This window comes from Heyndrickxia sp. FW510-T9 (genome assembly GCF_058781025.1).
In genome coordinates this window covers 1-25,601 of sequence record NZ_JBYSWK010000054.1, presented here as the reverse complement: position 1 = coordinate 25,601, position 25,601 = coordinate 1, and the positions used below count along the sequence as shown (strand labels likewise).

Genomic DNA, 25,601 nt, shown 5'->3' with positions numbered 1-25,601 from the left:
ATATTATGGAGGTTTATTACTTAAAAAATCGAATATTAACAAAAAGATAAAATTTCTGTTAAAATAAATTTATAATTTAAATATATGAATGATTATTCATTCATATAAAAGGGGAGAAGGCATGAAAGATCAAGTAGTGATTATCACAGGTGGTTCAAGTGGGATGGGTAAGTATATGGCAAAAAGATTTGCGCTTGATGGTGCGAATGTTGTAATAACAGGTAGAAATCGTGAAAGACTTCAAACTGTAAAAGAGGAATTGGTGCAAATAAATTCGAATATATTTACCATCCAAATGGACGTTAGAAATCCTGAGGATGCTCAACGAATGGTTGAGGAAACCCATTCGAAATTTGGAAGGATTGATTTTCTTGTCAATAATGCGGCAGGAAATTTTATTTGTCCAGCAGAAAAGCTATCCATTAATGGTTGGAACTCTGTCATTAATATTGTATTAAATGGTACATTTTACTGTTCTCATGCGCTCGGAAACTATTGGATTGAAAAAAACATAAAAGGAAGCATGATTAATATGGTGGCGACATATGCATGGAATGCTGGACCTGGAGTAATTCACTCAGCTGCCGCAAAAGCTGGTGTATTATCTTTAACAAGAACTTTAGCAGTTGAATGGGGAAGAAAATATGGAATTCGAGTGAATGCAATTGCACCTGGACCTATCGATAAAACAGGGGGAGCGGAAAAATTATGGGAATCAGAGGAAGCAGCGAAGCGAACTTTGAATAGTATCCCATTAGGAAGATTAGGAAACCCAGAAGAAATTGCAGAATTAGCTACCTTTTTATTTTCCGATAAAGCTGCCTATATAAATGGCGAATGTATTACAATGGACGGAGGACAGTGGCTGAATCAGTATCCTTTTTAAACAATAGGAGGTTACATAATGAAGTTTTTTGGAAAAGAGCATTATATTACTAGTTTTTCCGCAAAGAATCAACCGAGGTATTTTGTTGATTTAGGTGAAACTTTTCAAGTTGAAACACATGATTGCTACGGGGGAGCATTCACGAGTGAAAGCCAATTGCGGACGAATATGAAGATTGATTATATCAATCCTGCTACCGGACCAATTTATATAAATGGCATACAAAATGGAGATATTCTTTGTATTGAAATTGAGGATATTCAATTAGATTCTCATGGTGTGATGGTTCTTTACCCAGGAATGGGTACGTTAGGGGAAAAGGTAAAGGTAGAAGATACGAAAATGATTCCAATAGAAAATGAAACAGTTTTATTTAACGAATATCTTCGATTCAAGGTGAGACCAATGGTTGGTGTCATTGGAGTTGCTCCATTAGAGGGAGAGGTATTAAGTGAGTCTCCTGGGGATCATGGTGGGAATATGGATACAAAATATATTACAGTCGGCAATAAACTGTATCTACCGGTTTATCATGATGGCGCCTTATTAGCATTAGGGGACTTGCATGCAGCAATGGGAGATGGAGAGTTAAATGGCTCTGGCATCGAAATTGGCGGGAAAGTTACTTTAAGAATTACAAAGTTGGAAAATAAATCATTTCCATTACCAGTTGTCGAAACGAATGATTCATATATGTTTATTGCATCAGAACAAACCGTAGAAAAAGCCGCAGAAAAGGGAATGCTAGCTGCTGTAAAGCTCATCCAAGAAAATAAATCATTGACGTTTAATGATGCATATCGTCTACTCAGTGCTTTATGTGATATACAAATCAGCCAATTAGTTAACCCTCTAGTAACTGTTAGAATCAATGTTCCAAAGGAATTGTTAAGCTAATTCAATACTCCTTACTCATAGTGGGTAAGGTTTTTTTGTTGTATTAATAGTGATATTCTAATTATAAAAATACAATTCCACTATTAAAATTTAGCTTTTTCATTGAAATCATCATAACTATTCTCTTATAATGTTTTTATTGCTTGCAAATATTGCTTACTTCAAAAATCAATATGACTAAGAACGGTTCTTAAAGTAATATTGATTTTTTCATGGTTAGAAATGAACATTCGGGAATGATAAAATTAGAAGGAACGAGTTTAACCTCTGAGATATGGATTGTTTTGAAGAGCAAGCAGGTAAAGCTTGATTTGCGAAAGGAGTTTATATATGTCCCAATTATTAGGAATTATACAAAGATTAAAAGCTATGCAAGAAGGAACTGATGCTGGTGATGTTCAGCAACGTCGATTTGAGGTAAACGGAAAAACACTTTGTCAGGTGAAATACTTTCCAGCTACGGAAACGTTTGAATTAGAAGTGTATGGTGATGATAAAAAAACGAATAAATTTCAGTTTGATGATATCGACATTACATCCATTGAAATCTTTGATCTTGTTCAAGAAGAAAGAAACCCTTCCTAGAGCCTTATTTATGGCTCTTTTTTTTTATTTGAAAAGGTTATAATGAGAGTTAGGATAACATAAATAGGATGGAGGGGAAAGTATTGGTACTATACATCATCCTGGTAATTCAAACCCTTATTATGCTTTTAATAGTAGCGGAATTATTGAACATTAGAAAAGAATTAAATGATATTAAAGATTTGGTTAAGAAAAAATTTGGCGCGAAATAAACATGCTTTCTACGCGATTTTCTAGTTCTCATTTCCTTAAACTATGATAGAATATGTAAGGAAATATAAATACAAATGAGGGAGTTTTATAATGATTTCCTTACAAAGCCATGAATTTTTAGAACCGAAAATTAGTGATTTTATGATCCCTTCAGAGAAGGTTGCACATGTTCAGGTCGGCAATAGTCTTGAACATGCATTATTAGTTTTAACAAAGAGTGGATATTCCGCAATTCCAGTATTGGATGCTAGGTTTAAATTGCACGGATTAATTAGCTCATCGCTTATTACGGAGTCCATTCTAGGGTTAGAAAGAATTGAATTTGAAAAATTAAGTGATTATAAAGTTGAAAATGTCATGACGCAGAAAATTCCACGCATTAAATTGGAAGATCAGTTTGAGAAAGCATTAGGACTTTTAATTGATCATCCATTTCTATGCGTAGAAGATGAAGAAGGATTTTTTGCAGGGATTTTTACGCGTCGAACATTGCTAAAAGAATTGAATCATCACATACACAAGCTCAATCATTTTTAGAAGCTCCCTTCTAGGGGGCTTTTATTATGTAACGTGTTAATTATGAATTTCTCATATTAATAAGATATAATATAAGAAAAACTTATAGAGGTTGAATGATGTCAACAACTGAATTTCATCTATTAGCTATACTAGCCCAAGAAATGAATATGAGGAAAGCGGCAGAACGTCTTTTTGTATCACAGCCAGCTTTATCGCAACGACTACAAAATATTGAAAAACAATGGGGAACCAAATTATTTATACGAACACAGAAGGGACTGACTCTAACCCCATCGGGAGAGTTAGTCATCCGTTTTGCCAATGAGGTACTAGAAAAAGAAGAAAAAGTCCGCGAAGAACTACAATCCCTAGATACAAAAGTACATGGAACATTGAAAATTGCATGCGCATCCATTGTTGGACAAAATTGGCTCCCTAAAGTATTAAAAAGCTTTGTAAATCAATATCCATTAGCGAAAATTTCGCTTATTACTGGCTGGAGTAGCGAAATTCTTAAGTCCTTATATGAAGATGAAGTGCATATTGGAATTCTGCGTGGTTCCACGGATTGGAAAGGACCAAAGATTCATTTATTTGAGGATACACTGTATCTTGTTGATAAAGAAATTGAAAAAACCGAAGATGTATTAAAAACAGATCGTCCCTTTATACAATTTAAAAGTGATTCCAATTACTATCAGGAAATTCAGGATTGGTGGCATCGTGAATTCCAGACTACTCCAAAAAATACGATTGTAGTAGATCAAATTGAGACTTGTAAGCAGATGACTTTTAATGGGATTGGATATGCAATTTTACCTGCCATTACATTAAATGAATCAGCAAAAAATATGAATAAAATTCCTTTAAAAGGCGGACATGATCAAAGACTCAAACGAGACACATGGCTCCTTGGCTACGAATCGGCATTTGAATTAAGACAGGTACAAGCATTTATTGATGTAGTCAATAACTTTTTGGCAACAGAGCCGCATACGTTCTAATGAAATAGACTTGTTTAGAATGATTTAGTCTGATAAAGTAATGTGAGAAATAGTAAGTAACTATTAGATATGCATGGAAGGGGAATACATAAATGAAAATGATGGATGCAAACGAAATTATTTCGTTTATTTCAAACAGCAAAAAATCAACTCCTGTAAAGGTATATGTTAAAGGAAATTTAGAAGGAATATCGTTCGGTGAAGATGTTCAAACCTTCATCAATGGAAATACTGGTGTAGTATTTGGAGAATGGTCGGTATTATCCACTGTAATTGATACACATAAAGAACAAATTGAAGATTACGTTGTGGAAAACGATCGAAGAAATTCTGCCATCCCACTATTAGACCTTAAAGGTATTAATGCACGCATCGAACCAGGTGCTGTTATCCGCGACCAAGTTGAAATTGGCAATAATGCTGTCATTATGATGGGAGCAGTTATAAATATTGGTGCAGTTATTGGTGAAGGTACCATGATTGATTTAAATGCGGTGCTAGGTGGCCGTGCAACAGTAGGGAAAAATTGCCACATTGGTGCTGGTGCTGTTTTAGCAGGGGTTATTGAGCCGCCTTCTGCAAAACCAGTTATTATTGAAGATGACGTGCTAGTTGGTGCAAATGCTGTTATTTTGGAAGGTGTAACTGTGGGTAAAGGTTCCGTTGTTGCTGCAGGTGCAATTGTAGTAAATGATGTTCCTCCAAACACGGTTGTTGCGGGCGTACCTGCCAAAGTAATTAAGGAAATTGATGAAAAAACAAAATCAAAAATAGAAATTAAACAAGAGTTAAGAAAGCTGTAAATTTTTCCGAGCCTGGCACATGCAGCCAGGCTTTTTACAAAAAGGGGTAAATAATTGATGGAGATCATAAATCCGTTTGTGCAAATACGCCGTAAGCTGCATCAAATTCCTGAGCTAGGGTTTCAGGAATTTAAAACACAAGCTTATTTATTACAATATTTAGAAGCACTGCCGCAAAATCGTGTTTCGATAAAAAAATGGAAAACTGGATTATTTGTAAAGGTGCATGGAACCTCACCAAAAAAATTAATTGGTTATCGTACTGATATCGATGGCTTGCCTATTGATGAGCAAACAGGATTGCCTTTTAAATCAGAACATGAAGGCAGGATGCATGCTTGTGGACATGATTTTCACATGAGTATTGCATTAGGAATCTTGACTCATATAGTCAATCATCCTGTTCAAGATGATGTATTATTTATTTTTCAGCCAGCTGAGGAAGGACCGGGAGGGGCTGAACTGATGCTCAAGAGTGACATAATGAAAGAATGGAAACCAGATCTTATTTTAGCCCTTCACATTGCCCCTGAATATCCGGTTGGAACGATTGCTATCAAAGAAGGTTTGTTATTTGCAAATACATCCGAATTATTTATTAATCTAAAAGGAAAAGGCGGTCATGCAGCATATCCGCACGAAACGAGGGATATGGTAGTGGCTGCATCATATTTGGTAACCCAGCTGCAATCCATCATTTCAAGAAATGTTGATCCTTTGGACAGTGCTGTTATTACGATTGGAAAGATAACTGGTGGCACGGTTCAAAATGTTATTGCCGAAACAGCGAGGCTAGAGGGAACGATACGGACGTTGTCGCCTGAGGCAATGCAAAAGGTTAAGCAACGTATTGAAGCTGTTATAAACGGTATTAGTGCAAGTTTTGAATGTGAAGCTGAAATCGATTATGGGTCTATGTACCATCAAGTATACAATCACGAGGAACCAACCAGAGATTTTATAAAATTTATAGATGCAAAAGAAAATATAAATGTAATTATTTGCAAAGAAGCGATGACAGGAGAAGATTTTGGCTATATGCTGAAGGAAATTCCAGGATTTATGTTTTGGTTAGGTGTCGGGTCCCCTTATGGACTGCACCACTCTATGTTAAATCCGGATGAAAAAGCAATTGATATTGCCATCAATGCTGTATCGGAATATATTGCTAAAATATAAAAGAAACTTGGCACACCTTTTTAAGAGGTGTGCCATTTCTTTTTTTATAAAAAATATTTAAATATTGGAAATGTATTGTAAAATAGTAAAGTGATTATTTTTTTAGAAAATTCTGTAGGGGTATGGGCAGGAATTTTCGTTAATCATTTCGTATGAATATTCTTTAAAGATAAAAGGCGGTGCTAATACAAATTTTATTACGCTAATGTTGGGAATTGAAGAAAATTTGGAGGTTCATGATGACAATAAGAAAACAGTTTTCGGTTTTACTACTAATATTTGCTTTTTCTCTCGTTTTCGCGTATTCGCCAGTTTTTGCTAAGGAGAGTATCCATGTAAAAGTGGATATTGGTTATGAAGGCACTGTGAAATCCGGAAGAGGGGTACCAGTACATATTAAGCTTGTGAATAACGGGGAGGACTTTAGTGGAGATCTCCTTATTAATTTTGCTCCATCTTATAATTCAGGCGGTTCTAAGATATTGCATGTACAGATACCTGCTGGTTCTCAAAAAAACTATTCTATTTCCATCCCAGGCTATTCCAATGATGTGGGCTTTTCAAATGACAATAAAGCATTTGTACATTTATTTAGAGGGGATTGGCAGGAAGGTAATGAAATACCTCTATCCGGAGAAATAACCGACATCCCTAAAATACTAGAACGGGATTCTACGACAGTAGGTTTTTTGAGTGAAAACTCTGATAGATTAAAAGAATTAAAGGTTTTGCAGTTAAGTAATGGCGGGTCACAAAGCTTTACTTTGTCAAAGGATAACTTTCCGAATGACCCAGCTAGCCTCGAATTTTTTAACTTTATAGTGGTAGATGAATTCGCAATTAGCTCGTTAGATAACAATCAGCAGGACGCATTACTAGGCTGGGTTAAAAATGGCGGTGTATTAATTGCAGGTGCAAATCCTAGTGGCAATCAGGCATTTGGCAAAATACAATCAAATATGCCTTTAAATGTACATGATGAAATAACCATACACGATTTATCTTTTTTAAAAGGTAGTGAAAAACCATCCTTCAACAGTCTTTCAATTTACACTGGAAACGTTCAAAAGGGTGCAGTGGTTGAAGGCTATTCAGAATCCCATCCTGTGATTGTTCAAAAGACGCTTGGAAACGGAAGCATTTGGCAAACTGCATTTTCACTTGGGGATGCCCCACTATCATCATGGAATGGTTATGGAAAGTGGTTCAGTGCCTTATTAGATAAAGCGGATAATCCTGCTCTTAAGGAAATGTTTAAAAATGATAATTTTTTTAACGAAATTATGTATCAAGTAGGGGATGTAAATGACTTATTTCCTTCCTCTTATTTTTCAATTGGTATATTAATCTTGATTCTAGTTTGTTATTTCATCTTCGTTGTACCAATTTTATATTTTGTGCTGCGCAAACTAGATAAGAGAGAATATGCATGGTGGATAATCCCTGCACTTTCAATTCTTTTTTCGGCAGGCATCTTTGCTACGGGTGCAAAAGATCGTATTTCATTCCCACATGTGAATGAAATGGGTGCATTTAAAGCAAGTGAAGATGGAAGTTTATATGGAATGTATACCGCAACACTAATGTCGAACATCGCTGGGGATTATAAAGTTGTTTATCAGAATCAAGAATTGAATGCAATTCCATTTTACCGAAATTCAATCGTTAATTCCTCTCAATTGTATAAGCAAGCAACTATTGAAAATAAAAAAACGAATCAAGAAATAACATTCCCAAATGTCGAGTTTTGGGCAACACGCTCCTTTTTCGGATTTGCTCATAAGGAAGGTGTTGGCGGATTTCAAGCTAATTTAAATATAAAAGATGGGAAATTAACGGGGAGTATTAAGAACGAACTTCCATATAATTTTAAAACTTTATATGTGTGGTCTGGTAGCAATATGTATGAATTAGGTGCTTTAAAAAAGGGAGAAACCTTAAAAGTTAATAAGGAGATTAATGAAAAGTTTTTATCAGCCATGCAATATGTGGATGGCATGTTCTACCAAATGAACAATAATGGTGTGCAATCAGGCAATATTCAACCAATGAAAGAAGAGACACTGAAGATGTTAGCCGGAAAATTGAATAATAATGAGATAAATGATCCAGTCATTGTCGGCATTACAAAAGATGAAATAATCAAAACAGATATTGTAAAGAAAAAGGAAAGAAAAGAAAGACTTTCGCTAATTTATCAGCCGTTTAAAGTAAATACAGATATGCAAGGGCCATTTACTTTGGATTCTGACCAACTTACCTTGGATGTAAAGGTTTTAAGAGGGAATATCCTAAATGAGAATACAGGAAGAAAGAATGTTATTGAACTGGATGACGGTGAATATGAGTTGCATTACAAAATTCCAATGCAATTGCATCCTAATAAAACAAGGATCAAAGAAATTAAGTTTGTTTTAGAAGCTAATGCTTCTACAACTTATAGTGTATATGATTACAAGACAAATAAATTTATCAAACTTACTCCTAAAAACAGGGTGGTTGAATGGAAAGATGATCCGCAATGGATTGTTAAAGACAACAAAATAAAACTGAAGCTCGAGAAAAGCGGAAATGAACACGCGGACGTAAATCTCCCGCAAATAACCTTGGAAGGGGATGTTCGTCCATGATCGAAATCATCGATTTAACGAAAAGTTACGGAACCTTTACTGCGCTAGATTCTCTTAATCTTAAAATTGAGAAAGGAACGGTCTTTGGTTTTGTAGGACAAAATGGTGCCGGAAAATCGACTACCTTTTCGATATTGGCGACACTATTATCTCCAACATCTGGAACAGCTTTTGTAAATGGATTTAATATTTCAAAGGATTCGAAACAAGTTCGAAAGCAAATAGGGTATATGCCTGATTTTTTCGGAGTTTATGATCATTTACGAGCAGAAGAGTATCTCGATTTTTATGGTGCAAGCTATGGTATAGAAGAGGAGGTAAGGAAACAATTGATTGCGCAGCTCCTAGAGCTGGTGAATCTATCGCATAAAAAAGATTCCTATGTAGATGTACTTTCTCGTGGAATGAAACAGAGACTTTGTTTGGCCAGGGCATTAATTCATGACCCTGAGGTGCTTATTTTGGATGAACCTGCTTCAGGACTTGATCCACGTGCACGTGTAGAAATGCGTGAAATCCTAAAAGAGTTAAAAACGATGGGAAAAACTATCTTAATTTCATCACATATACTCCCTGAGTTAGCTGAAATGTGTGATGAGATAGGGGTTATTGATGGCGGGAAACTTGTTGCCCATGGAACAGTTGTGGATATCCAAAGACAGTTACAAGCAGAAAAATTAATTATTGTAAAGATTCGTGGGGACCGAGAAAAGGCTATTCACTTTTTTGAAGATCAGGAAAAAGTGGTGAAAATAGAAAGATTGGAAGAATTGGACACATTTCAATTTGTTTATAAAGGTGATGAAATGTCACAGGTAAGTCTTTTAAAACAAGCGATTTTACGTGATATTCCGATTCTTAGTTTCAAAGAATTTGAGACGAATTTAGAAGATGTCTTTATGGAAATAACGAAAGGAGTGGAACTTTCATGAGACAGTTTTTCATTAATCCAGTTCTAAATAAAGAAATAAAGCTTAGGTTTCGCTCCTTAAAAACATTTTTAGGTCTGCTTGCATACTTATTGGCAATAGGGATTATCGTTGTCGGATTTATTTTTTTAATGACAAATTTCAAGGGTTCCGGTTTCTTTCGTCCTGAAGAAAGTCAACAGTTGTTTATCATGCTATCTTTCATTCAACTAGCGTTAATTCTTTTTATTACACCGGGGCTTTCAGCGGGGATCATAAGTGGTGAGAGGGAAAGACAAACATTAAATATTTTGCTTACCACAACCCAAAGCTCATCAAGTATTATCTTAAGCAAATTATTTTCCTCCGTCTCTTACTTATTGCTTTTAATTATTGCCAGTTTGCCAGTGTATAGTATTGTATTTCTTTTCGGGGGAGTCTCACCTGGTACACTCTTATCCATAATGGGACTTTATATGTTTACCATTTTAGTATTTGCGAGTATTGGTGTTTTTTTCTCAACATTAATAAGACGTACTATCATTTCGATCATTACAACCTATGGTGTAACACTTTTTTTAGCTGGTGGAACTGCATTCCTGTTTTTAATTTCAGTAAATTTTTCACAGGCAATGCGATTAACCGATAATGTTGCATGTTATATATTAGCGGTGTTAAATCCGCCAATAGTTTTAGGAAGTATACTTGTACCAGACCTTAAGGATGAGGTTATTCGCTTATCTGGAGTTCATATGTCCTTATGGATTAGCTATATTATCTTTTATTCGGTAATGATTTTTATATTGCTTTTTGTTAGTATCCGTAAGCTTAGGCCAAATATGAATCCGAAAAATAGGTGATGAGATGGATACAAAACAGCAGTTTATCAATTTCTTGAAATCGGTAATGAAGCAATTATGGATTATTTCTGCTGCTAAGTATTTACAGCTCCTGTTCATGGTAGCAGGAGCATTTTCCTTCACATTGGTAATGGTAGCGCGAATCATGGTTATTCCATATCTAGAGAGATATTGGTTAAGCGGTTTTATTCTAATAATTGTATATTGTCTCATTAATTTTTTTCGACAAAAACCGGCTATCCGTGATGCAGCAGATATTTATGATCGTTTTATCGATGATGACCGGGCAGGAACTTCCCTTTCTTTCCTAAACCGTGATGAGGATTTATATAAGCTACAAAGGAATGATGCCGTTAAGCATATGATGGCAGCAGAAGCAACCGTTTTAAAAAGAAAGAAACAATGGATTTTTTCAAAATGGCTGATCATTGGCTTCCTGTTATGGTCATGTTCAGCAGTCTTTTTTTTCATTCCTAATGCAACGATGCAGGCGGCGAAGCAAAAGGAAAAGGAAATTGAAACTATTAAAAAAGCTGAAAAGATGCTCGAAAAGTTGGCAGACAATGCTAAAAACAAAGAAGTGAAGAAAACACTGCAAGAAATAAAAAAGGATTTGAAATCGTCTAAAACTGCCAAGGAAGCTCTTAAAAAGCTAGTAAAACAAAACAATCAGTTGGAATTGAAGCTATTTAAGGCGAAGGATCAAAAGCAAGAATTACACAATTTTCAAAGCCAGTTAAAGAATGCTGGTTTGAATCAACTAGCTAAAGCAATTTCCCAAAATGACATAAAAAAAGTGAAACAGCAATTTAACCATTTAAAATCAAACTGGGACAAATTAACGGAAAAACAAAAACAAGCTTTAAATCAATTTACGAATAATACAACACCTTTGACCAAAGAAGAACTTGCTAACATGGAAAAACAATTAAAGAATGCGATGAAAATTGCAGAACAACAACAAAATTTACAGCTTGCACAAGACTCCCTACAAAAATCGGCATTGGAAATGCAACAAGAAATGATGAACGAAGGTTTGCTTGATTCGAAACAAATTGCATTCGCCCCTGATACTATCGGCCAGACGCAAATCAACCAAAAAAATACTTCAGCGGGAAATCGGTCCAATGAAGGTCAAACAAATGAAAATGGAACTGGTAATGGAGAAGGGTCTGGTCATTCCAGTCGTCAAGGACAAGGCTCAGGAGCCAGTTCGGGTAACGGGAATGGGCAAGGTGGCTTAGGTAAAGGCGGTAATGGCAATGGGAATGGAAGTGGTAGTGGAAGTGGCGCAGGTCAAGGACAAGGTACAAGAAAATTCCTGACTATACCAGAAAAAATAAATGGGAAAACAAATATCGAGAAGGATTCTGGAAAACTTGGCACGGGCAGTCAGCAGCAATATACAAGTAATGGGCCAGTCCTTAAAGGAAATGTCCGTCCATATGAAGAAGTATATGGAAAGTATGAACAGGCATTCCGTGAAAGTACAGATCGGGTTCAATTGCCGTCTGAACTAGAGGAATTAGTAAAGCAGTACTTTTCCAATTTAAATCCGGACTAAAGGAGTGTTAGACAACATGTTACAGGCAAAGGAAGAGTTGTTTCAATACTTAAAAGGGCTTTTGCGCGATACAAAAGCAGAAATTCAATCATTTATTGTCGGCCAAGAGGAAACGATTGACCAGGTTTTATGGACAATTGTTTCTGGAGGGCATGCTCTCTTAGAAGGGTTACCAGGTCTTGGGAAGACAATGCTAATCAGAACAATTGCCGACGTAATGGACTTATCTTTTTCACGTATTCAATTTACACCGGATTTGATGCCATCGGATATTACCGGAACGATGATTATTCAGCCTGACGAATTAGGTAAGCAGCATTTTGTGTTTCACCAGGGTCCGATATTCTCTAATATTGTTCTGGCAGATGAAATTAACCGAGCTACACCAAAAACACAAAGTGCTTTGCTAGAGGCAATGGCGGAGCAAACCATAACGGTGCTCGGTGATACTAAATTATTGGAGGCACCATTTTTTGTCTTGGCAACGCAAAACCCTATCGATATGGAAGGGACTTACCCACTACCGGAAGCCCAAATGGATCGATTTATTAATAAAATAAATGTGCGCTATCCTACGAAGGAAGAATTAAAGGAGATCATTAAAAGAACTACTGGTGTGGAGTCGAGATCATTGAAAAAGATAATGTCTAAGGAAGATGTTTTGAAATGCCAGTTATTAGCACGAGAAATGATCGTTTCTGATGAGATTCTTGAATTAGCTGTCACTCTTGTTTCTGCTACACATCCAGATTCAGAGGATGCTCCGGATTCTATCCGAAAATATGTTCAGTACGGAAGCGGACCGAGGGGAATGCAAAGCTTAATTCAAATGGCTAAATCTCGAGCACTTTTTCAAGGAAGATATCATATATCAATTGGAGATATTAAACATGTTTCTGCACCAGTTTTGCGTCATCGCATTCTCCTAAATTTTGAAGGAGAGGCTGCAGGCGTAAATCCTGATGAGCTCATCGATGAATGTCTTCAAGCTGTCCAAAAAACGGTGTCAGTAAAATGACCATGCTTTCTTCAAATCTACTCTCAAAACTCAGGAAGGCAACGATAATGGTGAAAACTAGGAAACGAGGGATGCATAAAGGCGTAAGAAAATCACAAAAATTCGGATCTTCTTTAGAATTTTCTGATTTTCGCATTTATCAACCGGGAGACGATCTTAGGCAAATCGATTGGAATATATTTGGGAGGACTCAGAAGCATTATATTAAACGTTTTTTGGATGAACAGGAAATCAAAACAGCCATTTATTTGGATTGTACTTCGTCTGTTATTGCTATAAATAGTAAGTGGGAAAGGGCGAAACAGCTAGCAGCTGCTTTCTCGTATATAACTTTAACGAGTGAGGATAAGCTTTCGTTTCTTCCTGTAGCATCTAAAGATGGCAAGGTGATCAGCAGGAAAGGATCCGTACATGCTAAAGCAGTTCTCTATGATATCGGCCATTTACTATCATATTCGAAGTCTGAATCATTTACAGAATGTGTTCAAAAACAATTTTTGCGGGATCGTGAGTTTTCCCTATTAATAACAGATGGATTGGAGCCTATAGAACGATACGAAAAGATATTAAAAAAGCTTGCAGCAGTTAAAGGGGATGTATGGTTCATCCAAATACTTAGTCAAGAGGAAGAACAACCAAAATTTTTAGGGGATTTGAAGTTCATTGATAGTGAAACATCAAGCGAAGTAAATATAAGTATTACACCTAAACTTATCGAAGAGTATAAAACTAAACTCAAAGACCATAATAAAAAGCTTGAAAGCTTATGCAAGCATTTAGGTCTACAATATTTTTATACAACAGACGCAAAAACGATAGAAGAAATTTTGATGAGAGATTGCCTGTCCAGAGGTTGGATTAAATGAGGTGAATATTATGGGGTTAATGAATCCAATCTATCTTTTGTTAAGCATATTTATAGCAACTGTTATTGTATTCTATTTATTTCGTAAGCAATATCAAAATATCGTCATTCCTTCCAATCTCTTTTGGGAGCAAGTAATGAATGAATGGCAGGCATCCCCATGGATAGATAAACTACAGAAAAACCTCTTACTAATGTTGCAGCTAATAATATTGTTTTGCTTACTGCTAGGCTTGGTGAAACCTTATTGGCATGTTAAAGCGAAAGATGGTGACCATTTTATCTTTATCGTTGATACTTCCGCATCCATGTCAGCTATTGATCAAGGAAAAACACGATTCGAAAAGGCAAAAACGCAAATGGATGATATAGTAGATAAATTAAATGGACAGGATGTAACAATAATTGTAGCAGGAAAAAATCCGATTGTTAATTTAAAAAGGGAAACATCTAAAACAATCTTGAAGTCACGAGTGAAGAAGCTTAGGCTTTCTTATCAAACTAGTAATATGGAAAAAGCGATACGTCTTGCTGAATCTCTCGCTAAAAATAACAATACAACAATACATATTTTTTCAGATAATGTTAAAAAACGGGATATACCCAATTTGAAAAGATCTATTCCAATTCAGGTTCATAACATCGGGCATAGTGAATCCAATGTGTCGCTTCAATCCTTTGGTGTAGCGGATCGAAACGGTAAAGTAATAGGAATTGCGATAATAAAAAATCAAAGCAGTAAAAAGCAAAGCTTTCATGTTAAGGTACGATTTGAAAAAGAAGAACTATTTGATCAAGAAATAGACATGGAACCACATTCACAAAAAATCGTTCAAATTCCATCCCTTCCTATAAAGGATTACTACACAGCTGTGATCACCGCACATGATGACTACAAAATCGATAATGAAAAGACAACCGTTATCGGTCATACTTACAACAATATGTATGCGGTTGGAGATGTAAATCCCTTTATTATTAAAGGCTTTGAGGCGGTTGGAGTACATGTTGTTCAGCTTTCGGAAAAGAATTGGGAAAAGGATGCGAAGGATGGTGTCATTTTAACGGAAAATCTGCCAATGGAAAAATGGGATACTGCCTTACCTTTATTGGTTGTCAATCCATATAAAGAGAATCATACGAATTTACACAAAGTTATTGAGACAAAAAATGATCCATTAATGCAATACGTTGGTTTTGCAAAAACATACATCAAATCAGCTGCGGCAATGAACCCACCTAAATCTATGGAGACCATTGCCGAAAGCGGGGGAATCCCTTTAATTGAGAAAGGTGAACTAAATGGAGAACGCGCTATAGCCATTAATTTTCAAATAGAAGATTCTGATTGGCCATTACGGCCTGGCTTTCCAATCTTTTTATATCAATCCTATCATTGGTTGTCAGAGCAAAATGATTTTCAAGGTTTTTTTCAACCGGGTGAGAGAAAATGGATGAGTGTGGATTCAAAATCGCCTGAGTGGAAACTGTTCGATGCAAATGGTGAGTTTATTCGGTCTTTCAACCTTCAGAAGGAAAGCTTTACTGCACCAAGTAAGCCTGGCCTATATCAAATAATATCTGATAATAAAAGCAAGTATTTAACTGTAGTATTAGATGATTCAGAGCAATCAATCCATGTCACATCATCATTTGTAATAAATCAAGAAAAATTGAAAGCTTCGAAACAAAATCATGTTCAGACCTTGAGCAATACATGGTATTGGTTCGCTCTAGCGGCATTTCTTATTTTATTCATCGAATGGGAGGTTTATCGCCGTGGTATTAGACGTTAAGTATCCTATTCTTTTCTTACTCATTATACCTGTAGGATTTGTGTTGTACTTATTTTATAGAAAAAGCCGCATCCAAAATAAATGGGAAAAAAACTTGATTACTATTTTGCGAGCTATTATTTTTATGTTATTAATCTTTGCATTGACCGTCCCGCAAATGCTCCTTCCTATTAAAGGAGAGAATGTGATTTTTTTAGTGGACCGCTCAGCCAGTATGCAGGGGACGGAAGATAAAATAGTATCCTGGATAGATAAAAGTATCAAAGCAAAACACAAGGATGACTCTTATTCCATTGTGACACTCGGAAAAACAGCTGTAATAGAACAGACCTTGAATAAAAATGAAGAACCAATTCAGCAGTTTTCGGCAGATATCGATGAGGGTGAAACAAATCTAGAGGAGGGCATACAGTTAGCAGCATCACTTATCCCGGAAAATCAAAAAGGGAGAATTGTTTTATTTTCTGATGGTAATGAAACTGCTGGGAATGCATTGGAAGCAACCAGACAATTAACAGGACAAAATACGATTCTTTCTTATGTACCAATGCAGGGAAAACGTGGCGAGGATATGGCATTAACCGATTTCAATGTTCCTAACTCAATGTATAGAGGAGAAAAGGCAGAATTAAAGGTTAAAATTATTAGCGACACTAAGAAGGAAGCAACTATTCGGATATCCTTAAATAATCAAGAAATAGTAAAGAAAAATGTCATCGTAAAGGAAGGAGAAAATCTGTTTAACTTCTCTCACATCGTCAAGGAAACAGGTATGTATGTTTATAAAGCAGAAGTTACAACTTCGGGTGACACATTTCTTGAAAATAATGAGCTTTATGCAGTATCAAATGTAGCTGGTACTCCGAAAGTTTTGATCGTGCAGGATCAAAATGACTCCACCTTGGCAAATCTCCTGCAATCAGCTAATTTACAGGTGGAGACGACGATACCAGAGAAGCTGCCTGCATCGCTTTCAGGCTATTTACCATATCAATCTATTATCTTTAACAATGTCCCCGCTACATCTATTGGAGAAAAAAAGATGGAAATGATTGAAAAAGCGGTAAAGGATTTTGGAATTGGATTTATCATGACAGGTGGTGAAAATAGCTTTGGATTAGGTGGTTATTTTAAAACTCCTATTGAAAAGATTCTTCCTGTTGATATGGATATAAAGGGAAAGAAAAAAATGCCTTCTTTAGGATTAGTGATTGTTTTGGACCGTTCTGGTAGTATGAGCGGGCAAAAGCTGGCACTTGCAAAAGAAGCAGCTGCAAGGTCCGTTGAACTATTGCGTGATGAGGATACAATAGGATTTATTGCTTTTGATGACCAGCCATGGGAAATTGTCAAGACTGCACCAATCATAGATAAAAAAAGTGTGATTAACAAAATACGTTCTGTAGAGGTTGGTGGAGGTACTGAGATTTATTCATCCTTAAAGCTTGCATATGAAAGATTGAAGCCTTTGAAGTTGCAGCGTAAACATATTATTTTATTAACGGACGGACAATCTTCCACTAATTCTAGTTATCAAACTTTAGTCGAAGAAGGGAAGAAGGATAATATTACAATTTCAACGGTAGCACTTGGCCTGGATGCGGATCGGAATTTACTTGAGGATATTTCAAAATATGGATCCGGAAGATTTTACTATGTAACCGATTCGACGTTGATCCCAAGTATTTTATCAAGAGAAACAGTAATGGCAACACGTACTTATATAGAAGACAACCCTTTTTACCCCAAAGTACAGCCATATCCTGAATGGATAAAGTTATTTGAGCATGGTATGCCTAAAATGAATGCATATATTGCGGTGACTCCTAAATCTACTGCACAAGTTTCGATCTTAAGTAAGAAGGATGATCCGATTTTAGCACAGTGGCAATACGGGCTCGGCAAAACTGCCGCTTTTACATCTGATACCTCTGGAAAATGGGCAGGAGATTGGGCAAGATGGGGAGAATGGTCGAAGTTTTGGAGTCAGTTGGTTACAAAAACCTTTCCATCCTATGAGAACGTTCCATATGATATGAACCTCAGGAAAGAAAACGGAGAAGTAAAAATAGCATTGAAATCAGATAAGCTGGATCTCTTACCACTGGAAGCAGCTGTTGTTTCACAAGATGGAAAGGAAATGAAAGTTCAATCAAAAATGACTGCACCCGGTGAGTATGAATTAAATATGGAAGACAAGGAGGGGATGTATTTTTTACGATTGCAGCAACAAACAGAAAACGGTGGTTTGAAGCTGTATCAAACAGGGTTTTCCATTCCTTATTCCGAAGAGTATTTGCAAAAAGATATCAATAAGTCATTTTTAAAAGAAATTGCCTCCATTACAAAAGGAGGGAATTTGGCGAAAGAAAAAGAAGCTTTCGCACCAATTCACAAAACTTCTTTTCAAAAGCAGCCATTTGTCGATAGCTTATTGCTCATTGCATTTTTCTTATTTTTCATAGAAATTGCCATCCGCAGGTTTGGATTACAAAAAATCTTGTCCTTACTTCCTCAGAAAAAAGAAAGGCAGCATAAAAAGAAAGTGACTACTACTCATGTTAATCAGTTGATTCGAACAAAAGACCGAAGGAAGAAACCGTATATGGAGATGCAAAATGAAAAATCTAATTCTTTTCCTAAAACAAAAGAGAATAATCATAGAAAAGAAACGCAAGGCAATCTGTCAAATGAAGATCGTTTGCAGAGATTGATGGATGCAAAGAAGCGACGGAATCGGTAAATGGGGATATCCCATAAGGTGTAATCCTTATGGGATACTCTTTTTTTATATATTCATAAATGGAAAAACATCTTTTATTTCCCTTCCACCCGCTTCAGTAACAATAATAGCTCGTGATTTTGGATGACGCTTGATCCAATTTAAATCAAGTAACCTCTCAAGAATAGCATTTCCAAGCGCTCCGCCTAAATGATAGTGGCGCTCACTCCAGTCGATACATTTTAATGAAAATTTCCGTTTTTTCCGTTTTAGTTGTTCGATGTCAATTTGAAAATCAGAGAAAAATTGCTTTCCGTTTTCTGTAACGATAAACTCTTTGTCGCTTTCCATGATATATCCTTGAAGGAGTAAGCCTTTTGTAAGTTCTACACCTAGTCTACCGGCAAGATGGTCATAACATGTTCTAGCACTTTTTAAAGCCTTCATTTCCGTAGATTGTTTTAAGGATTTAATATCTACAGGCGGTGAGAGTGCTAGGAGTGACTCAAGAACTTGGGCAATTTCTGAATTTGCCAGTCGGTAATAACGATGGCGGCCCTGATTTTCTATTATAACCATATTTAATTCTGTTAATTTTGCTAAATGAAAGCTTGCCGTCTGCTGCTTTATTCCCGCTTGAAAAGCGAGTTCACTGGCCGTATGAAAACGATCATCCAATAAAGTGGTTAAAATCGCTGCTCTAGAAGATTCACTAACAAGAGAGGCAACCTTTGCAATATTTGGACTTGTACTCATATTCTTCATCTCCTTTAAATGTATTTCATATTTCGATGATAATGGAAATATTCCTGTTTTACAATGATGAAGAAGGAAAGAGGAGATGAAGGAAATGAATCAAACAAAAAGAAACGTAAACCATATTTCTATTACACCCAAAATTTTATATTATGGGACACCTGTAATATTACTTAATACGCTAAATGAAGATGGATCAACAAATATTAGCCCTATTTCATCTACTTGGGCATTAGGAGACAATATTATTTTAGGTATTGGTTTGGGCGGAAAAGCAATGGAAAATCTTCAGCGGCATAAGGAATGTGTATTGAACATTCCGGATTTTTCACTATGGAGACATGTGGAAAATTTAGCGCCGTTTTCAGGGAAGATCCCTGTACCGGAAGAAAAACAAAAACTAGGATTTTCTTATAAAAAGGACAAATATAATGCTGGTGAACTAACGGAGCAAGCATCTCATATTGTTAGGCCTTCTAGAATTAATGAATGCCCACTTCAAATTGAAGCAGAAGTAAAAAATATTAGAATACCGGAATATGATCCTTTCTTTGGCATAATTGAAACGAAAGCATTAAAAGTCCATGTACAAGAAGAGTTAGTAATAGGGAAGCATCATATCGATCCTGAAAAGTGGAGTCCATTAATCTATAATTTCCGCCATTATTTCGGATTAGGAAAACAGTTAGGAAAAACGTATAGAGCGGAAGTTTAACAGCTATTAAAACGCAATGTTATCTTTAAAGTATGGTTTGGAGGAGATTATGAATGGTGATGCACACTAAAAGATGGAGAGAGTATTTTTTTGAAATAGTTAGAGCTATTATATTTTATAAATGAAATGAAAAAAAATACCCAGCCCCCCTTGGATTAATAAGAATATTTAGATTGATATATTAAAAGGGATTGTTTATGATATTCTATAAATTCGTTTGGAGGGGTTTAAATGATTAAAAAGTTGACAGCTTCTGATCATGCACAGGTAATGGAGTTTTTAATGGATGAACCAGCGTTGAATTTATTTATTATTGGAGATATTGAATCATTTGGATATGGTAGTGATTTTCAAGAAATATGGGGAGATTTTACGCAGACAGAGGAACTAAGAGGGGTATTATTGCGATATTATCACTCCTATATTCCATATGGAAAAGAAGATTTTGATCTTAATGGGTTTGTTGATATTATTACTAAAGATCCAGACTTCAAACTTTCAGGAATTGAAAAGATTGTGGAAAGATTTGAAGAAGCAATAGAAGGGAATCTTGGTAAAAAGCAAGTAACTTATTTTTGTGAATGCAACAAAGAACAATTTAATGTTGAAAGTACAGATCTTTCTAAAGTGAAGAAAGCCAGTATTGATGATATTAATAGAATCCTAGAATTACGGGCAGGTATACAAGAATTTGTTCCCAATCCTCATGCAAAAGATATGATGGCAAAAGGAATGGAATTAGGAAAAGCGAGAACTTATTTTATTGACGTTAACGGAGAAATGGTAGCTTCAGCATCCACCACTGCTGAGAATTCTTTATCCGCGATGATAGTTGGTGTTTGTACAGCTCTTGGACATCGAAAAAAAGGGTATGCCAGTCGTGTATTGGAAGAATTAATGTCAGATGTTTTTGCAGAAGGAAAAACCTTATGTTTATTTTATGATAATCCTGAAGCGGGAAGAATTTATAAAAGATTAGGATTTAAGGATATTGGAAAGTGGACAATGTACCGCTAATGAAATAAATTTGGGGACTTCGGATTTCCGAAGTCTATTTCTTGTAAATTCATTTTTATGATAAGTTAATAGTAATTAATAAAATGTCTAATAGGTTAGACATTTTAATTAATAAATGGTACTTTATTTTATATAAATCATTTAACGGTCAAGGTTATGAAAAATAAGATAAATGAATTTAGAAGAAAGTTTGGATTGCCCAAAAATTATTAGCATATTATTGTAGTGTTGTAAGGTAAACAATAAATTATATAGAAAATGATAAATATGATCCAGCATTGGATTTGGCTTTTAAAATAGCCCAGAACATTCATGTAAAGGTAGATGAATTATTTATTTATGAGTAAATTTAATGAGAACTATATCATAACGATGAAGGACATTGTACGGGAGGGTGACCCTATTTTACGTCAAGTAACGGATGAAGTTCAAATCCCTCCTACAAATGAAGATCTAACAAGCTTAAAATGTATGCTGCAGTTTTTAAAAAATAGTCAAGACCCGGAAATAGTGGCAAAATATAAGTTAAGATCTGGTGTTGGTTTATCCGCAAATCAAATTGGCTTAAACAAAAGGATGTTTGCGGCGTATTTTCATGATGAAAAAGGCAATCTTCATGAATATGGCTTAATTAATCCTAAGATCATCAGTCACTCCGTATCCATGATTTATATTACAAAAGGTGAGGGATGTCTTTCAGTAGACAGAGATGTAACTGGATATGTTCCTAGATATGAACGGATAAAGATTAAAGCAATTGATTTAACGGGGAATGAAGTTACCATAAAATTGAGCGGTTTCGCGGCAATAGTTGCGCAACATGAAATCGACCATTTGAATGGCATCATGTTTTACGATCATATTAATCAGGAGAATCCCTTCAAACTTCCTGATAATGTGGAAATAAATAGTTTGTTTTAATGAATAAAACGAAGCAAATTTGCTTCGTTTTTTCTTTTTTACGAACTTTTTCTACAGTCATTGCATAAAATCATAATATTTGAGGGTTGTTTTAATAAAATATAGAAAATTGGATTTTCTGTGTGATGGTAAATATGAATATTTAGAAAAAAAGGAGGACCTCGTGTGGTAGGTTCATTAATGCCTGCAATTTTATCTTTTGCATCCGTTTCAATTCTTTGTCCGTTCTTCATACTGCTTTTAAAAAAACTTGGTTTAACTCAGCCAATTAGGAAGGAACTGCCTGCTGACCATCAGTTAAAAAAAGGAACACCACTAATGACAGGCAGCATCTTTGCCTTAGGCGTAGTAATAGCATTATTTTTTAATCATTCGCCATTGATGGTCTTTTTATCCACCACCTACTTTTTATTTGGGTTGGTAGGTTTTTTGGATGATTTTAGGAAAGCATCACGGCAGGATCCTGGTGGTATTTCCGGTAAAACAAAATTAGTGTTTCAATTTTTATTTACGGGAGTACTGCTTTACTATTTGATATCCGTTTTAGGAATTAATACGGAGATTCAATTCACAAGTAATTTAGTTATTTCAATGCCGATGATAGTTTACATTATAATTATTGGTTTATTTGTAATCGGGTCAGCAAATGCCATTAATTTTACGGATGGAATGGACGGACTTCTTGGAGTCGTTTGTATTCCTACTTATTTTTTCTTTTACTACATTTCAGACAGCACTGAGGTCCAAATTTTTTGTTTGATGATGATTGCCTGTGTACTTGCTTTCCTCATCTATAATATTTATCCGGCAAAAGCATTTATGGGTGATACGGGATCATTAGCTATCGGAGGATCACTTGCCTTTTTAGCTGTTCATGAAAAAGTGGAAATCATCTTACCTATTTTGTTTTTTGTTTATTTTGCGGAACAATTATCCGTGATTATGCAAGTGAGCTATTATAAGCTAACGGGAAAGCGTATTTTCCGAATGACACCAATTCATTTTCACTTTGGTATTAAATACGGTTGGTCGGAAAATATGATTGTGATTGTGTTTGGTTTAATCTCATGGATCTGTACCTTTATGTGTTTAATTTATTGGAGATTCTTTTTAAATCAATAAATGCTGTCAACATGGTTCCTATAAAGAAAAAAGGTAGCCATGCGATACATACTATGGCAAAGAGTTTCCAAGGATGAAATTCAGCTATCACCATAAAAAATCCGCTAATGACTATACCAACCAACAAATAAATGGCTAATATCTCCATAACACACACTCCTTTTAGTTATTATAAGGAGCTGTGAATAATTTGTTTGGGCGCATATAGAAAAAGGACTGGGCAAATCAACATGCTCAGTCCATTTCTACGCTTTTCATTTCCGAATACTCTGCATCTAATGTTTCTCTAATAACTTTTCTTAACTTTCTTTCTACTTCGGATTGTTTTCCATTATTTGTTTTTGCGATGACACGGAGAACAACATCTGAAGAAGTAAAGGATTCAACACCTAGTACATTAGGTCCTTCGATAATATTTTCATCCTCACTTGCAATTTTGTCACATGCCTTTTGGATTAAAAGGATGGCAGAATCAATATTATGGTTGTCACTTACGGTAATATCAACAAGTGCTTGCATATTTCCTCTAGAATGATTACTTAAACTAGTTATTAGGCGATTGGGAATATAGTGTAGCGTTCCATCCATGGAACGTAGTTTAGTTGTCCTTAACCCTACTTGTTCAACCACTCCGGTAAAATTCCCCGTTGTTACATATTCGTCTACCTCAACCTGTCGCTCAAGCAATAGAAAGAAACCTGTTACAACATCACTCACAAGTCCTTGTGCCCCAAAGCCTATCGCTAATCCGAGAATACTTGCACCTGCCAACAATGCAGTTACATTAATGTCAAAAAGTTGAAGCACTGTTACAAAGAAAATAAAGAATAAAACATAGGAAAACGTATTTTCACATAAGCTTTCCAATGTTTTCGAACGGCCAACAGAGACGAGGGGGTGCTTTTGATGGCGTACAAAAGCAGTATGGATAAGTTTTTTGCCAATTATTCTAATCAGTAAATATACTATATAGATAGCAATTAATTTCAGAAATGCAAAACCGATTTTTACCATTAAGCTAGTCCAATCAAATTCTATTAGATTTTTTGATATTTTATTTAAGATAAAGTCCATTTATTTCTTCCTTTCCATATTATTACAATGATTCCGATAATGAAATAAGCATTTTCATTTCATTCCTCTAATCATACATGATAAACTCGCATATAAATAAAGTTTAACCATCTTTTAATATTTTTGTTTATTTTTTAATAAAAATGGGAAAAACAAAAGAATGAGTGAACTTAGGAAAATATAATTATTTTTTATTTAAATTAATTTTAATTTAAAGTTGACTGCAAATATTTATATTACTATAATTAAATTTGTGTTGTATTATAAGTAATTGAGAAAATCCTCATTGCTTTATCAATTAAATTTTTACATAATGGAGGGATTCTTTATGGCAGAGCGCATGGTAGCTAAACAAGCCCCACGTTTTGAAATGGAAGCAGTATTGCCAAACAAAGAATTTGGTAAAGTTAGTTTAGAAGAAAATATGAAAAACGATAAATGGACAGTATTATTTTTCTATCCAATGGATTTCACATTCGTTTGCCCTACTGAAATCACTGCAATGTCTGATCGTTATGATGAATTCGAAGATTTGGATGCAGAAGTAATCGGTGTTTCAACGGATACTATTCATACGCATTTAGCATGGATTAAAACAGATCGTAAAGAAAACGGCCTTGGTGATTTGAACTATACACTTGCTGCTGATACTAATCATATTGTATCTCGTGACTATGGAGTTCTTATTGAAGAAGAAGGTGTTGCATTACGTGGTTTATTCATCATCAATCCTGAAGGTGAATTAATGTACCAAGTAGTAAACCATAATAACATCGGTAGATCAGTAGATGAAACTCTACGTGTACTTCAAGCATTACAAACTGGTGGACTTTGCCCAGCTAACTGGAAACCAGGACAAGCCACATTAAATGCTTAATTAATGGTTAAAAATTGCAAAGACCTAACATCTTGTTAGGTCTTTTTCTAAATAAAAGGAGGAAATTAATATGAAGCTTCGTGAACCAATGCCAGAATTAAATGGTGCGACTGCTTGGTTAAATGGTGAAGTTACTCGTTCTGAACTTGTAGGAGAGAAACCAACCTTAATTCATTTTTGGTCCATTAGCTGTCACCTTTGTAAAGAAGCAATGCCACAAGTGAATCAATTTCGTGATGAATACAAAGATAAATTAAATGTGGTGGCTGTACATATGCCTCGCTCTGAAGACGATTTAAATTTAGAGGAAATTAAACGTGTGGCAGAGGAGCACGGTATTAATCAGCCAATCTTTGTAGATAGCGAGCATAAATTAACGGATACAATGGAGAATCAATATGTACCTGCCTATTATGTATTTGATAAGGACGGTAATCTTCGTCATTTTCAAGCAGGTGGAAGCGGTATGAAGATGTTAGAAAAACGAGTAAATCGCGTACTAGATGAATTGGAAGCGGCAAAGTAATTTTGGGAAAGCAGATAACATAGTTATCTGCTTTATTTTTTTAAAAATATTACAATGAAACTTACATAAAAATAGGAAGCGGTTCTTTTTGAATTATTATTTATAATCAAATCGAAACTGAAATTATTATTCATTTATCTACGA

Annotated in this window: 24 protein-coding genes; 22 read left to right on the top strand and 2 right to left on the bottom strand. The window is 35.3% G+C overall.

Features of this window, described 5'->3' with window-relative positions:
• The first annotated feature begins 121 nt into the window (after positions 1-121).
• The 16 genes from fadH to AC3WJF_RS19460 all read left to right on the top strand — a co-directional run bounded on the left by fadH (position 122) and on the right by AC3WJF_RS19460 (position 18,470).
• Positions 122-886 carry a 2,4-dienoyl-CoA reductase gene (fadH, locus tag AC3WJF_RS19535; RefSeq protein WP_492455206.1) on the top strand — a complete coding sequence of 255 codons (765 nt, stop codon included), beginning with the start codon at positions 122-124 and terminating at the stop codon, positions 884-886.
• A gap of 18 nt (positions 887-904) precedes the next feature.
• Positions 905-1,783, top strand: coding sequence for an acetamidase/formamidase family protein (locus tag AC3WJF_RS19530; protein WP_492455204.1), 879 nt, complete (start codon positions 905-907; stop codon positions 1,781-1,783).
• Positions 1,784-2,113: 330 nt separating this feature from the next.
• Positions 2,114-2,368, top strand: coding sequence for a YkuJ family protein (locus AC3WJF_RS19525; RefSeq protein WP_492455202.1), 255 nt, complete (start codon positions 2,114-2,116; stop codon positions 2,366-2,368).
• An 83-nt stretch (positions 2,369-2,451) separates the two neighbouring features.
• Positions 2,452-2,580 carry a hypothetical protein gene (locus tag AC3WJF_RS19520; RefSeq protein ID WP_492455201.1) on the top strand — a complete coding sequence of 43 codons (129 nt, stop codon included), beginning with the start codon at positions 2,452-2,454 and terminating at the stop codon, positions 2,578-2,580.
• 91 nt (positions 2,581-2,671) lie between these two features.
• Positions 2,672-3,118 carry a cyclic-di-AMP-binding protein CbpB gene (gene cbpB, locus AC3WJF_RS19515; protein WP_492455199.1) on the top strand — a complete coding sequence of 149 codons (447 nt, stop codon included), beginning with the start codon at positions 2,672-2,674 and terminating at the stop codon, positions 3,116-3,118.
• Between the two features lie 95 nt (positions 3,119-3,213).
• Positions 3,214-4,104 (top strand): transcriptional regulator CcpC, encoded by an 891-nt coding sequence (gene ccpC, locus AC3WJF_RS19510; RefSeq protein ID WP_492455197.1) that lies wholly within the window; start codon positions 3,214-3,216, stop codon positions 4,102-4,104.
• A gap of 92 nt (positions 4,105-4,196) precedes the next feature.
• Entirely contained in the window at positions 4,197-4,907 is a 711-nt protein-coding gene (gene dapD, locus AC3WJF_RS19505; protein ID WP_492455195.1) for a 2,3,4,5-tetrahydropyridine-2,6-dicarboxylate N-acetyltransferase, read from the top strand.
• A gap of 57 nt (positions 4,908-4,964) precedes the next feature.
• Positions 4,965-6,086, top strand: coding sequence for an N-acetyldiaminopimelate deacetylase (locus AC3WJF_RS19500; protein WP_492455193.1), 1,122 nt, complete (start codon positions 4,965-4,967; stop codon positions 6,084-6,086).
• A 239-nt stretch (positions 6,087-6,325) separates the two neighbouring features.
• Positions 6,326-8,716: a DUF8725 domain-containing protein gene (locus tag AC3WJF_RS19495; RefSeq protein ID WP_492455191.1), complete on the top strand. Its 2,391-nt coding sequence runs from the start codon at positions 6,326-6,328 to the stop codon at positions 8,714-8,716.
• Entirely contained in the window at positions 8,713-9,648 is a 936-nt protein-coding gene (locus AC3WJF_RS19490) for an ABC transporter ATP-binding protein (protein ID WP_492455189.1), read from the top strand. Before AC3WJF_RS19495 ends, AC3WJF_RS19490 begins: the two co-directional genes overlap by 4 nt.
• Positions 9,645-10,484, top strand: coding sequence for an ABC transporter permease (locus AC3WJF_RS19485; protein ID WP_492455187.1), 840 nt, complete (start codon positions 9,645-9,647; stop codon positions 10,482-10,484). The genes AC3WJF_RS19490 and AC3WJF_RS19485 overlap by 4 nt, the downstream gene beginning before the upstream one ends.
• 4 nt (positions 10,485-10,488) lie before the next feature.
• Entirely contained in the window at positions 10,489-12,048 is a 1,560-nt protein-coding gene (locus AC3WJF_RS19480) for a DUF8809 domain-containing protein (RefSeq protein WP_492455186.1), read from the top strand.
• 16 nt (positions 12,049-12,064) lie between these two features.
• Positions 12,065-13,066: an AAA family ATPase gene (locus AC3WJF_RS19475; protein ID WP_492455184.1), complete on the top strand. Its 1,002-nt coding sequence runs from the start codon at positions 12,065-12,067 to the stop codon at positions 13,064-13,066.
• Positions 13,067-13,113: 47 nt separating this feature from the next.
• Complete coding sequence (locus tag AC3WJF_RS19470; protein ID WP_492455182.1) at positions 13,114-13,932, top strand: DUF58 domain-containing protein; 819 nt, start codon at positions 13,114-13,116, stop codon at positions 13,930-13,932.
• A 10-nt stretch (positions 13,933-13,942) separates the two neighbouring features.
• A complete protein-coding gene (locus tag AC3WJF_RS19465) occupies positions 13,943-15,727 on the top strand; it encodes a vWA domain-containing protein (RefSeq protein ID WP_492455180.1) in 1,785 nt (594 codons plus the stop codon).
• Positions 15,711-18,470, top strand: a complete 2,760-nt coding sequence (locus tag AC3WJF_RS19460) for a VWA domain-containing protein (protein ID WP_492455178.1) — start codon at positions 15,711-15,713, stop codon at positions 18,468-18,470. The genes AC3WJF_RS19465 and AC3WJF_RS19460 overlap by 17 nt, the downstream gene beginning before the upstream one ends.
• Positions 18,471-18,515: 45 nt before the next feature.
• Here the strand turns inward: AC3WJF_RS19460 and AC3WJF_RS19455 are convergent, their stop codons facing one another.
• On the bottom strand, positions 18,516-19,205 hold the full coding sequence (locus AC3WJF_RS19455) for an ArsR/SmtB family transcription factor (RefSeq protein ID WP_492455176.1): 690 nt from the start codon (positions 19,203-19,205) through the stop codon (positions 18,516-18,518).
• Positions 19,206-19,290: 85 nt separating this feature from the next.
• Between AC3WJF_RS19455 and AC3WJF_RS19450 the strand changes: the two genes are divergently transcribed.
• The 4 genes from AC3WJF_RS19450 (at position 19,291) to AC3WJF_RS19435 (ending at position 22,980) form a co-directional block, all read left to right on the top strand.
• On the top strand, positions 19,291-19,920 hold the full coding sequence (locus tag AC3WJF_RS19450; protein WP_492455174.1) for a flavin reductase family protein: 630 nt from the start codon (positions 19,291-19,293) through the stop codon (positions 19,918-19,920).
• Between the two features lie 231 nt (positions 19,921-20,151).
• Positions 20,152-20,937 (top strand): GNAT family N-acetyltransferase, encoded by a 786-nt coding sequence (locus tag AC3WJF_RS19445; RefSeq protein WP_492455172.1) that lies wholly within the window; start codon positions 20,152-20,154, stop codon positions 20,935-20,937.
• Positions 20,938-21,276: 339 nt separating this feature from the next.
• Complete coding sequence (def, locus tag AC3WJF_RS19440; RefSeq protein WP_492455170.1) at positions 21,277-21,858, top strand: peptide deformylase; 582 nt, start codon at positions 21,277-21,279, stop codon at positions 21,856-21,858.
• A 165-nt stretch (positions 21,859-22,023) separates the two neighbouring features.
• Positions 22,024-22,980 (top strand): phospho-N-acetylmuramoyl-pentapeptide-transferase, encoded by a 957-nt coding sequence (locus AC3WJF_RS19435; RefSeq protein ID WP_492455168.1) that lies wholly within the window; start codon positions 22,024-22,026, stop codon positions 22,978-22,980.
• Between the two features lie 234 nt (positions 22,981-23,214).
• Here the strand turns inward: AC3WJF_RS19435 and AC3WJF_RS19430 are convergent, their stop codons facing one another.
• Positions 23,215-24,054: a mechanosensitive ion channel family protein gene (locus AC3WJF_RS19430; protein ID WP_492455166.1), complete on the bottom strand. Its 840-nt coding sequence runs from the start codon at positions 24,052-24,054 to the stop codon at positions 23,215-23,217.
• A gap of 328 nt (positions 24,055-24,382) precedes the next feature.
• Here AC3WJF_RS19430 and AC3WJF_RS19425 point away from each other — a divergent pair, with 328 nt between their 5' ends.
• Both AC3WJF_RS19425 and AC3WJF_RS19420 read left to right on the top strand, forming a co-directional pair.
• The gene (locus AC3WJF_RS19425; RefSeq protein ID WP_492455164.1) at positions 24,383-24,931 is read left to right on the top strand and encodes a peroxiredoxin; all 549 of its coding nucleotides are present in this window, start codon (positions 24,383-24,385) and stop codon (positions 24,929-24,931) included.
• Between the two features lie 70 nt (positions 24,932-25,001).
• Complete coding sequence (locus tag AC3WJF_RS19420; RefSeq protein WP_492455162.1) at positions 25,002-25,457, top strand: TlpA family protein disulfide reductase; 456 nt, start codon at positions 25,002-25,004, stop codon at positions 25,455-25,457.
• The last annotated feature ends 144 nt before the right edge of the window (positions 25,458-25,601 follow it).